We start from the raw sequence: 5222 nt of genomic DNA on the forward strand, positions 1-5222 counted from the left end.
TCCCCATCCGGAGGCCCCGCGCCATGCCGCTCCTCGACCCGACGCTCTGGCAGGACGGACCCACCCTCACCGGCGGCGCCGCGCCGGTCGTCGAACCCGCCACCAGCCGCGTCCTCGCCACCCTCGACCTCGCCGCGCCCGGCGACGTGGCGGAGGCCGCCGTACGGGCCCGGGCCGCGCAGCGCGACTGGGCGCGCGCCACCCACCTCGAGCGGGCGGCCGTGCTGCGCCGCGCCGGGGACCTGTTCGCCGCCCACGCCGACGAGCTGCGGGAGTGGCTGGTCCGCGAATCCGGCTCGATACCCGGCAAGGCCGGTTTCGAACTGCACGTCGCCGCCCAGGAGTGCTACGAGGCAGCCGCGCTGGCCTCGCGCCCGGTCGGGCAGGTACTGCCGAGCGAGGCACCGCGGCTGTCCTTCACGCGCCGGGTCCCGGCCGGGGTGGTCGGGGTCGTGGCCCCCTTCAACGCCCCGCTGATCCTGGCGATCCGCTCGGTCGCGCCGGCGCTGGCACTCGGCAACGCGGTGCTGCTGAAGCCGGACCGGCGGACCGCCGTCTGCGGCGGCCTCACCCTCGCCGCCGTTTTCGCCGCCGCCGGACTCCCCGCCGGGCTGCTGCACGTCCTGCCCGGGGGCGCCGGGACGGGCGCCGCGGTGGTCGCCGACCCGCGGGTCCGGGTGGTGTCCTTCACCGGATCCACCGCCGCCGGCCGCACCGTCGGAGAACTGGCGGGCCGTCATCTCAAGCGCGTGCACCTGGAGCTGGGCGGCAACTCCGCCCTCGTCGTGCTCCGCGACGCCGATGTCGAGGCCGCCGTCGCCCAGGCGACCTGGGGCAGCTTCTTCCACCAGGGCCAGATCTGCATGACCGCCGGGCGGCACCTCGTACACGCCTCGCTCTACGACGAGTACGTCGAGCGGCTCGCCGCGCGCGCCGAGGAACTGGCCGTGGGGGACCCGTACCGCGAGCAGGTCCACCTGGGCCCGCTGATCGACCGCGCCCAGGTGGAACGCGTACACGCCCTGGTGGAGGCCAGCACCGCAGCGGGGGCCAAGCTCGTCGCCGGCGGCACCCACCGGGACCTCTTCTACCGGCCGACCGTCCTGGCGGGCGTCGGCGACGAAACCCCCGCGTACACCGAGGAGGTCTTCGGCCCGGTGGCACCCGTGCGCTCCTTCGCGACGGAGGACGAGGCGGTGGCACTGGCCTCGGCGGGCCCGTACGGCCTCTCCCTCGGGATCCTGACCCGCGACGCGGCGCGCGGGCTCGACCTGGCCGAGCGGATCCCCACCGGGATCGCGCACGTCAACGACCAGACGGTCAACGACGAGGCCGTCGCCCCGTTCGGCGGAGTCGGCGCCTCCGGCACCGGCGCCCGCTTCGGCGGCGAGGCGAACCTGGACGCCTTCACGGAACTCCGCTGGGCCACGGCCCGCAGCACCCCTGCCGGCCACCCCTTCTGAGAGAACCCGAAACCGCACGCCGGTGCGGCCGCCAGGCCGGGTATCGCTCATCACCAGGGCTACGGGCTGCCCGGGGCGTTGGGCGGCCCGGGCGCCCGCTGGCCCTCGGATCGCCTGGCGAGCGGCCCGGCGACACCGAGCCCAGCGGCCCGGTGCCGCAGGCAGGTCGATCTCGCGCAGCGAGGCGTCCACAAGGGGGGGGGAGGGACGGCGCGGCGAAGGCTGGAAGCGTTAGGGGAAGCGGACCACCAGCTCCGCGTACGAGTCGTTCGCCGCACGCGCCAGCGCCACGGCGTCGGGCTCTCCGCCAGGTGCGGGGGACTGCGGTGCGACGGAGAGCACCTGGAAGTCCATGCCCGGCCCATCAGCGCGAACGGGCGGTCCAGATCGGCCCCCGTGCGCATCGGCCCCGGTCGCCTCGGCGCCGGTCCCGCGTCGGGTGCCCGTATCGGCCTTCCCCAGTCGTCCGGGGCGGGCGAGGTGCTCCGCGGTCCACAGGTGCGCGTGCCCGTCGGCGTGCCCGTCGATACGCAACCGGGTCACCCTTCGACTAGCGCTTGGCGGGCCGGTCGGCGGTGTCCGCGGAATGCCGGAGGCAGGTCGTTCGTTCAAGGAGCAGTCGGCTCAATCAGGAGGTCTGGACACCGTGGCTACAGTCGAGCTCACCAAGGAAAACTTCGACCAGACGGTCAGCGAGAACCCGTTCGTGCTGATCGACTTCTGGGCGGGCTGGTGCCGGCCGTGCCTGCAGTTCGCGCCGGTCTACGAGAGGGCCTCCGAGGCTCACCCCGACCTGCTCTTCGCCAAGGTGGACACCGAGGCGCAGCAGGAGCTGGCCGGTGCCTTCCAGATCACCTCGATCCCGACCCTGATGATCGTCCGGGACCAGGTGGCCATCTTCGCCCAGCCCGGCGCCCTGCCGGAGGCGGCGCTGACCGACCTCATCGGGCAGGCCCGCGCGCTCGACATGGACGAGGTGCGCGCCAAGATCGCCGCCACGCAGCAGGGCGGCGCGCAGGACCCCGGCACCCAGGAGCCCGGCACGCCGGAGGCCTGAGTGCGTGACGCGGCCGCGGACCGGCGTGACACTGGCCCGTATGACTGAAGCCGTGGAGTACGACGTCGTGGTGCTCGGCGGGGGCCCGGCCGGCGAGAACATCGTCGACCGGACCCGCGCCGCCGGGCTCAGCACGGCGCTCGTGGAGAGCGAACTGGTGGGTGGCGAGTGCTCGTACTGGGCCTGCGTGCCGAGCAAGGCGCTGCTGCGCCCCGTGCTGGCCCGGGCCGACGCCCGCCGGGTGCCGGGGCTGGCGGGGGCCGCCGGGGGTCCCCTGGACACGGCGGCGGTGCTGGCGCACCGCGACTACTGGACCGGTGACTGGAAGGACCAGGGCCAGATCGACTGGCTCGATTCCACCGGGGCCCACGTCTACCGCGGCCACGGCCGGCTCTACGGGGTCCGCAAGGTAGCCGTCACCAGCCCCGAGGGCGAGCACCACGTACTGGCGGCCCGGCACGCCGTGGTCGTCGCCACCGGCACCCGGGCCGTGGTCCCGGACCTGCCCGGCATCACCGGAGCCCGCCCGTGGACCAGCCGCGAGGCGACCTCGGCCCAGGGGGTCCCCGGCCGGCTGCTGATCGTGGGCGGCTCCGTGGTGGCCGCCGAGATGGCCACTGCCTGGCAGGGTCTCGGATCGCAGGTCACCGTGCTGGTACGCGGCTCCGGGCTGCTGCCGCGGATGGAGCCCTTCGCGGGCGAACTGGTCGCCGACGCGCTGCGCGAGGCCGGGGCGGTCGTCCGTACGGGGGTGGCCGTCGAGGCGGTCGTACGGGACGGCTCGACCGGCCCCGTCCGGGTGGTGCTGGAGGGCGGCGAGACCCTGGAGGGCGACGAACTGCTGATGGCGACGGGCCGGGCACCGCGGACCGACGACATCGGGCTGGACACCGTGGGCCTGCCCCCGGGCAAGTGGATCGACGTCGACGACACCTGCCGGGTGCCGGGCCACGACTGGCTGTACGCCGTCGGGGACGTCAATCACCGGGCGCTCCTCACCCACCAGGGCAAGTACCAGGCCCGGATCGCGGGCGCCGCGATCGCCGCCCGCGCGGCCGGCGACGCGCTGGACACCGCCCCCTGGGGCGCGCACACGGCTACCGCCGACACCCGCGCCCTCCCGCAGGCCGTGTTCACCGATCCGGAGGCCGCCGCGGTGGGCCTGACCCTGGCCGAGGCCGAACGGGCGGGCCACCGGGTGCGCGCCGTCGACTACGACCTGTCCAAGGTCTCCGGCGCCGGGCTGTACGCCGACGGCTACCGCGGCCGGGCCCGGATGGTCGTCGACCTCGACCGGGATGTCCTCCTCGGGGCCACCTTCGTCGGCCCGGGCGCCGCCGAGCTGATCCACGCGGCCACGATCGCGGTCGCGGGGGAGGTTCCGCTCGAGCGGCTGTGGCACGCGGTGCCGGCCTTCCCGACCATCAGCGAGATCTGGCTGCGGCTGCTGGAGACCTACCGGGGGTGAGGCCGGGTGACGCGGCCGGGGTGACGCGGGGGTGACGCGGCCGGGGATGGAGCCGGGGGCGTCACACGGCTCCACCCCCGCCCGTCATTCGGCGATCTCGGTGCGTTCCCACCATTCGTAGACCGGTAGTCGCCCCTGCGGGCCGTCCTGCTGCCGTGCGGTGGGCTTGAAGTGCTCGTACCCGCCGCGGTGCGGAACCTTCAGGTCTTCTCCGGGCGAGGCGATCGGGACGATCCGCTCCGGGAGATCGTCCGGGCCGCCCTCCAAGGCTGCCTTGTTCGTCATGGCCCCAGTGTTGCCACGCACGCGGTCGCGCGCATCACGAGGGCGGTCGAGCCGCCGCCCCGAGGGACCCTGCCCCGACCGGCGCGAGCGGTCGTCGGCGGGCCGCCCCGCCGGCGACCTCACCACAGGTGCCACAGTGCGGTCCGGCGTTCACCGAAGGGAAGTTGACGGTCCCTCATGGGGGCGGGAGCACGGGGAAGAGGGGGTTCAAGCTTGGTCAAAATTAGGTTAGCCTTACCTCAGTTTCAGCGCTTCCGTGCTGGAAACCACTCCCGCACCTGAAAGGGTTCCCAGTGATGCGTACCGCCTCCCTGCCCCGCACCGTCGCCCGCGCGGCCGTCGCCGTCTCCGCCGCCGTGGCGCTCGCCGTCGGCGCGGCCGGCTCCGCCTCGGCCGCCACCTCGACGCGTACGGTCACCGAGGGTGCGGCCACCTTCAGCCTCAGTGTCACGGCGCCCTCCTCCGCCGCCGCGGCCGGTCAGAACGTCACGGTCACCGGCAGCGGCTTCAACACCACCAAGGGCATATACGTCGGCCTCTGCGCGGTCAACGGCGCACAGGGCGCGAACAAGCCCACCCCCTGCCTGGGCGGCTCCGACCAGTCCGGCACCACCGGTGCCTCGCACTGGATCAACAACACCTTCGGTGGGACCCTGGCCAACACGTCCAAGTACGGTCCGGGCGGGACCTTCGGCATCACCATCCACGTCAAGGCCGACCTGGGCGGCGGCCAGATCTGCGGCGAGACCGTCCAGTGCGCCGTCGTCACGCGCGCCGACCACTTCGACTCCTCCAATCGCAAGTACGACGTCCGCGTCCCGGTGACCTTCAACTAGGCCTGGTCCGGGCCGGGTTCGGCTCAGCCCTTCGGGTCCGTTTCCGGCCCCGCCCGCGGCCCGGTACCTGTCTCTTATAACAATTTCCAAGCCCACGAGAAAGGCAAAAAACC

The 5222-nt window shown here is 73.9% G+C and carries 6 protein-coding genes; 4 read left to right on the plus strand and 2 right to left on the minus strand.

All coding sequences use genetic code 11. The annotated features are described in order from the left end of the window. The first annotated feature begins 23 nt into the window (after positions 1–23). Positions 24–1463 carry an aldehyde dehydrogenase family protein gene (locus PV721_RS40970; RefSeq protein WP_319733625.1) on the plus strand — a complete coding sequence of 480 codons (1440 nt, stop codon included), beginning with the start codon at positions 24–26 and terminating at the stop codon, positions 1461–1463. 231 nt (positions 1464–1694) lie between these two features. On the opposite strand, the gene PV721_RS40975 is transcribed toward PV721_RS40970, so the two are convergent. Then, entirely contained in the window at positions 1695–1997 is a 303-nt protein-coding gene (locus tag PV721_RS40975) for a hypothetical protein (RefSeq protein WP_319733616.1), read from the minus strand. Between the two features lie 112 nt (positions 1998–2109). On the opposite strand from PV721_RS40975, the gene PV721_RS40980 reads away from it, so the two are divergent. Together PV721_RS40980 and PV721_RS40985 are read left to right on the plus strand one after the other, a co-directional pair. Beyond that, entirely contained in the window at positions 2110–2520 is a 411-nt protein-coding gene (locus tag PV721_RS40980) for a thioredoxin family protein (RefSeq protein WP_319733618.1), read from the plus strand. A 40-nt stretch (positions 2521–2560) separates the two neighbouring features. Next, the gene (locus tag PV721_RS40985; RefSeq protein ID WP_319733620.1) at positions 2561–3988 is read left to right on the plus strand and encodes an NAD(P)/FAD-dependent oxidoreductase; all 1428 of its coding nucleotides are present in this window, start codon (positions 2561–2563) and stop codon (positions 3986–3988) included. An 84-nt stretch (positions 3989–4072) separates the two neighbouring features. Here PV721_RS40985 and PV721_RS40990 read toward each other — a convergent pair whose 3' ends face one another. Next, positions 4073–4273: a DUF5988 family protein gene (locus PV721_RS40990; RefSeq protein WP_319733622.1), complete on the minus strand. Its 201-nt coding sequence runs from the start codon at positions 4271–4273 to the stop codon at positions 4073–4075. Positions 4274–4569: 296 nt separating this feature from the next. Between PV721_RS40990 and PV721_RS40995 the strand changes: the two genes are divergently transcribed. Next, a complete protein-coding gene (locus tag PV721_RS40995; RefSeq protein ID WP_319733623.1) occupies positions 4570–5109 on the plus strand; it encodes a hypothetical protein in 540 nt (179 codons plus the stop codon). Positions 5110–5222 lie beyond the last annotated feature (113 nt).

This window comes from Streptomyces sp. MB09-01 (assembly GCF_033794505.1).
Lineage (GTDB): Bacteria > Actinomycetota > Actinomycetes > Streptomycetales > Streptomycetaceae > Streptomyces.

Bases quoted from the DNA above. Each gene is read 5' to 3' on its own strand.
- PV721_RS40970 (WP_319733625.1), top strand. From the start codon at position 24: ATGCCGCTCCTCGACCCGACGCTCTGGCAGGACGGACCCACCCTCACC.
- PV721_RS40985 (WP_319733620.1), top strand. From the start codon at position 2,561: ATGACTGAAGCCGTGGAGTACGACGTCGTGGTGCTCGGCGGGGGCCCG.
- PV721_RS40990 (WP_319733622.1), bottom strand. From the start codon at position 4,273: ATGACGAACAAGGCAGCCTTGGAGGGCGGCCCGGACGATCTCCCGGAG.
- PV721_RS40995 (WP_319733623.1), top strand. From the start codon at position 4,570: ATGCGTACCGCCTCCCTGCCCCGCACCGTCGCCCGCGCGGCCGTCGCC.